The 5,657-nt window shown below is 37.1% G+C and carries 5 protein-coding genes and 1 pseudogene; 5 read left to right on the forward strand and 1 reads right to left on the reverse strand.

What is annotated here, in order from left to right:
* Positions 1 to 30 precede the first annotated feature (30 nt).
* From LH47_RS14165 to LH47_RS14185, 5 genes and pseudogenes are all read left to right on the forward strand, one after another.
* Positions 31 to 696 (forward strand): annotated as a pseudogene (locus LH47_RS14165) (IS66 family transposase); the annotation flags it as partial.
* A 747-nt stretch (positions 697 to 1,443) separates the two neighbouring features.
* Positions 1,444 to 1,788, forward strand: a complete 345-nt coding sequence (locus LH47_RS14170) for a hypothetical protein (protein WP_042412232.1) — start codon at positions 1,444 to 1,446, stop codon at positions 1,786 to 1,788.
* A gap of 358 nt (positions 1,789 to 2,146) precedes the next feature.
* Positions 2,147 to 3,091: a plastocyanin/azurin family copper-binding protein gene (locus tag LH47_RS14175; protein ID WP_043968592.1), complete on the forward strand. Its 945-nt coding sequence runs from the start codon at positions 2,147 to 2,149 to the stop codon at positions 3,089 to 3,091.
* A 119-nt stretch (positions 3,092 to 3,210) separates the two neighbouring features.
* Positions 3,211 to 3,594, forward strand: a complete 384-nt coding sequence (locus LH47_RS14180; RefSeq protein WP_043968598.1) for a DUF302 domain-containing protein — start codon at positions 3,211 to 3,213, stop codon at positions 3,592 to 3,594.
* Between the two features lie 223 nt (positions 3,595 to 3,817).
* Positions 3,818 to 4,090, forward strand: coding sequence for a hypothetical protein (locus LH47_RS14185; RefSeq protein WP_042536259.1), 273 nt, complete (start codon positions 3,818 to 3,820; stop codon positions 4,088 to 4,090).
* Positions 4,091 to 4,216: 126 nt separating this feature from the next.
* Here the strand turns inward: LH47_RS14185 and LH47_RS14190 are convergent, their stop codons facing one another.
* The gene (locus LH47_RS14190) at positions 4,217 to 5,293 is read right to left on the reverse strand and encodes a YncE family protein (protein WP_043968595.1); all 1,077 of its coding nucleotides are present in this window, start codon (positions 5,291 to 5,293) and stop codon (positions 4,217 to 4,219) included.
* Positions 5,294 to 5,657 lie beyond the last annotated feature (364 nt).

Below are 5,657 nucleotides of genomic sequence, written 5' to 3' on the forward strand. Positions count from 1 at the left end.
AATAATTAGCGAACGGTGCCAGGCACTGTTGTTCATGTCGCGTGCACATCGAAATATACATACTTGGCTCCTCACGCTTCTCGTGGAAAAAAAGCGACCGATGATATCGGGATTCTTCCCCGATATGAAGGGACGATGATGCACGATGCGTTCGGTACGTATCCGAAATACACACATGCCACCCATGCCCTTTGTCATGCCCATCATTTGCGTGAGTTAAAAGGATTCATCGAACAAGGGCATACGTGGGCGATGCGCATGACCACGTTTCTGTTAGCCGCCAAGCAAGCCGTCGAAGCGCATCACGGTGCACTTTCCGAAGAAGAAGCGAAACGGTGGGAACGAGTGTATGATCGCATCCTAGAAAGAGCACAACACCGATTGGAAGCGAAGACGCCTCTTCCGAAAAAAGCACTCGCTTTTGTTCGACTCCTTCAAAAACGAAAGGAAGAAGCGCTGCGTTTCTTACGTGAAGTGCATGTTCCCTTTGACAACAACCAAGCAGAACGAGATCTTCGCATGGTCAAAGTGAAAGAGAACATCTCGGGCACGTTTTGTGACGAAACATTCGCCCAGTCTTTTTGTATCACAAGAAGCATCGTTTCCACACTGACGAAACACCAAAAAAACGTGTGGGATTCGTTATGTCTTCTGTTGACAGGCGAAACGATCGATCGAGTTCTTTCCGCTACCTAGGGCATTTTCTATTACGGGGATGCCCTATTTGTGTTGCGCTTCTTTACATACTACTATCGGAGTGAATAGTTACGATTGATTTATATGGTTCGAATCATCATGTTTATAGTATTGATGTAGTCAAGCTTAATAACAGGAATGGAATAACAAGCTTTCATGATAACGACATACATAATGTTACTGTGTTTGAGCCTCTTCCAGGTCATGGATCTTCATACGATCGAATGTTGGATGTTGGTTGCATGTTTAGACATTTAAGGTTAAATTTATGAGATGTCTCGAGATAAATTACAAAGTAGGAAAATTACATTCTTTTCTGCGTTCTTTTCTGCGGGAATTGCATTTAATCATGATGAAGATATTGATTATTAAACAATAGATGAAACGATGAAGATGGGGTACAGCAACGATTCATAAAATATGGGGTCATAAGATGATTTATTTTAACCGAAATAATCTTCGGTACAGTAATTACGCTTAAACTGCTGTCTTTTATTTACCGAATTGCTTGGTACGCAAGGCATTCTACCGTAGTGGTCCGAAATAGAATAAATTGTTGCCGTACTTCTATTTCATCTTTTATAATCTATAAGTTATGTGAATAAGAAATTCCTTCGAAACAAAGTCTGAAAGGGATTTTTATAGGTTGTTAGATACATGGACTACATTATATCAAATTTTGGTTTTTAAAGGAGGTAGTTGGTAATTTTAATGTAAAATAAATATAAAAAGTATTGGAGAGGACTTATGATGGGTTTAATTATGACATTTGTAATGATACTTGTTTTTATTGCTTGTACTGTTGGTATTACTTTGAGCATTAAAAACAAGAACATTCTCAATAAACCAAGTTGGGGTATACTCATCTCTCTTGTTTTTCAATTACTTTTATTTACATTATTTTTTACAGAAGTATTAGCAAGTTTTCCGAAAGTAATCGCTCATCTTTTATGGTGGGGGGCAGTTTTAAGTGGTCTTATTTTTGGGATAAGGGATTTTAAAAATAACTTAATTACGTCTGTTTTAAGCATTCTTTTAAGTGTTTCTTTGGCTGGTCTGATGTTTCTTATGTTAGCCATAACTTCCATGTAACGATAATCTTATTGAGCTAACGGGTGTTTGAGTTTAATTAAAAAGAAAAAGGGAGAACACATATTAGTCATGTGTAATATGTGTTCTCCTTTATTTTTTAAGGCTTTTTATAATTTAGGTCTTGATAATTATTCGTTGGCACTCCTTGTTTATTTTTGATAAATTTCCAAGATTGACGGAAATATAATTAAGAAAATTTTGAAAAATAACCTCATTACATAAAGGATTATAAGTCCTGCTATTGTTCCAGACATTACGTTTATCCATATGAATTAATTTAATAAATTTAAAAAGGACTAACTAACCGCTTGCCCACATATATGTGTACAAATAAAAACTTACAGGGAGGGATCGTTCATTGTCGATTTTATTAACTGGAATCATTGTAACGATTTTATCTTTGATTGTTATTGTTTTCGTATTCATAAAAAGAAAGAAAATCACATGTATGGTCGGAATGATGGTGGCGATGGCTTTAGGAATGTTGGTCGGGCTAACAGATGGCTTGCTGGCCGGGATTTTGTATAGCGGTAACCTCTTTTTCTCAACCGTTTTAGGAATGGGTTTTGGGTTTTTAGCCGGTTTTTTGACCGGGCTGCCGATTAGTGTCATGGCCATCATAGATGGCGTTTTGTCAGGAATAATGGGCGGAATGATGGGAGCGATGTTAGGAGAAATGATTTCGCCGCAACACCAAAATTCAATGATTCGTGTAATGCTCGTCATATTTGTTGGGATGATTGGTATTGTTTTGTACATGCTTCAACAAGAAACCGGTTTTAACCGTTTATCTTTCATCAACAAAATATTCCATAATCCATTGTTATTATCAATCGTCTTTCTGCTGTTTTTCTACACATATAATCATTTAAATAATACGCTCGATCAAGGTCATAACGTGTCCATAAAAAATTCCCATATGAGCCACTCTATGACTAATAATAAGCTGTCTGGCTCTCCGTTGAATTTCAGTACAAAGACGAAAAAAGTAGTCATTGAAGCAACCGAATTTGCTTACTTCCCTAAAGATTTCAAACTTACCGTAGGGCAACCAGTAACCTTAATTCTCAAAAATAGCGGTGAAGTTGAACATGATATCGAATTCGAAAATATGAAAGTATCCCTTTTACAACAAAGTCATCATGGGAATCATTCAAAAAATCAAACAGTCCATATTCATTCTTTGCCAGGAAAAACAGCCGAAATCAGGTTCATACCGGTCGAAAGCGGTGTTTTTCGCTTTTATTGCACGGTTCCTGGACATAAAGAATCTGGTATGGTTGGATTCGTTGAAGTTTCTTAACAAAGTGAAGTAGCTGCCGAGACAATGCTCGGCTTTTTTCATTTATATTATTGTTTAGTTTTACATACAACTAAAGTGAAATAACATGCAATATGTTGGAGAAGGGCGGTTGAATGAAGGTGTTTCATTATACGATTGAAGTACAAAGGGGAATGAACGAAACGATAAAGATGTTGGAAGAAAGCTTGAAAAAAGAAGGATTTGGAGTTTTGTGGAAATTTAGTGTAACGGAAAAACTGCAGGAAAAAGGATTCGATTTTCCAATACCATTTGTGATTTTGGAAGTATGTAATCCGCAAGAAGCAGCGCGTGTGCTTTCTGAAAACTTATTAGCAGGTTATTTTCTTCCGTGCAAAATCGTGGTGTATAAAGAAAATGAAACAACAAAAATTGGTATGCCAAAACCAACCATGTTAATCAGCATGATGAATCATGAAGAACTGAAAAAACTAGCGGAAGACATTGAAAAGAGATTAATATCCTGTATTGATGAATGCAGATAAATAGCTGTTAAATGAACCGAAAATAACATTGTCTAAACCTTCGAGAAAAAGCCTTTATTAGGCTTTTTCTCTTTTATGTAAAATTTGGGAGGAGTTTAGTCCATTTTTCGAAAATATCCAATTAACAAATAATAATCCAAGACAAGAAATTGTAAATTTTTATGAACACTTTCTCCATAATTCTCCTTTATTCTAAAACCAGAAAAGGATGGAGGTGTTGAAAATGAAAAAACTTATTTCAGGTTTGTTCGTCCTTGTTTCAGCTTTTGTATTAGCTACAGCTGTTTTTGCAGCAAATAAAAATGATAATAATGATTGGAAAGAAATGTTGCCAATGATGAAACAAATGCATCCAAATTTATCAGAGGAACAATTACAAAAAATGTACGAACAGTGTCGAAGTAATGGAAATAAAATGATGAAACATATGATGAATTATGACAGAGTGAATCAACAAATGATGAAACAAGGACATATGAACAATCATATGATGTAGCAAGGTTTAATCAAATATATTTAAGCACTGTAGGCTTAAAACTACGGTGCTTTTTTATGCGTAAATTTCAGCAAATAGAAAAGAAAAACAGCAGGTTTAAAAACTCAACCTGCTGTTTATTTATATTTACGGCATGACGCTGATCCCGTTCGGAATTTCACCTACTTGAATCGTTTTGATTACTTTGCTTTGCTCTTTATCAATGACACTCACCGTGTTGTCAAACATATTGGTGACGAAAACATATTTTTGATTCGGACTTGTGACAACTCCGTGCGCTCCTTTGCCTGTTTCAATTGTGGCAACTACTTGTTTCGTTTTTATGTTTATTTTGCTTACGGAATGAGACGGTGCATCTTTCGTCCCTTGATTGGCTACATAAGCAAATGTATCGTCAGGATCCATGTACACTTGGGCTGGTCCCCGACCGACCGGAACTTTTTCCACTTTACCGCTTGCTAAGTCAACAATGGCGAGGGCATTCTCTGCATTTAACGTTACGGCTAATGTTTTACCGTCCGAGGTAATACCGGTTGTTACAGGAGTAGATCCTACTTTTATTTTCTTTTCTTCTTTCATCGTTTCTAAATTGAGGATACTGACGCTATCTTCTCCCATGTTGGCAATATACGCATAACGGCTATCTTTAGAGATCCGGAAACCATGCGGACCTTTTCCAGTTGGAATTGTTTGGATGACTGAGTAGCTCGCCATATCAATGACTGAAACGTTATTGTCTTCATTATTGGTAACGAGAGCGTACTTTCCATTTTCGGTGAAAACGATATGAGCAGGGTGATTCCCCACTTCCACTTTCTTTATTAATTCGTCTGTTTCTGTATTATAAAACAACGCCATTCCTTTCATATCCATTGATTGATCATTTCCATGTTGCATTTCCGGAACTAAAGTAGCGCCGAGAATTTTTCCGTCAGGAGAAACTTGGACGTTATGAACCGCACCGTCTACTTTGATTGTTGCGACCACTTGATTCGTTTCTACATCAATTTTTGAAATACTTCCGCCTTCATTAGCAATGAAGTAATATTTTTTCGTTTCTTTTCTTTGCTCTTTTTTGGTGGCTGCGGCCTGTTTGTTTTCACCTAAAGTAGTGTTGTTTTTTTGAGAATTCGCTCCGCAACCTCCTAAAACAAACATAAACATCGTCAATAAGGTTAACAACGCAATGATCGTTTTACGCATCAAGTATTTCCTCCTTTTGCTTTATTGTGTCTGAAGACATGATATTAGCAAAAATATTTAGTCGCTGTGTGTGAGTAAAATATTTGTGGGTGACATTCAGGAATGATTCCCCGACGAGGGTTGCGAACTTTTGTTCGCGACGCTCGTCGGGGCCACCAAGCGAAGCGCGGTAGAAAAAAGCAAATGTCATGCAAAAAGGACTCTCTCCCTGCTATGATGGTGATGACCAACATCAATAAAACAGGAGGGAGAGAGTCCATGAAACATTTTACCACAGAATGGCCTTTATTAAAAGAGCTGGAGGAACAATTAGTCAGAACTCTTCAAAAGGTGTTCGCTGTCTTGTTGGCGGCCCTTTTGGAGG

It is taken from the genome of Anoxybacillus thermarum (assembly GCF_000836725.1).
Lineage (GTDB): Bacteria > Bacillota > Bacilli > Bacillales > Anoxybacillaceae > Anoxybacillus > Anoxybacillus thermarum.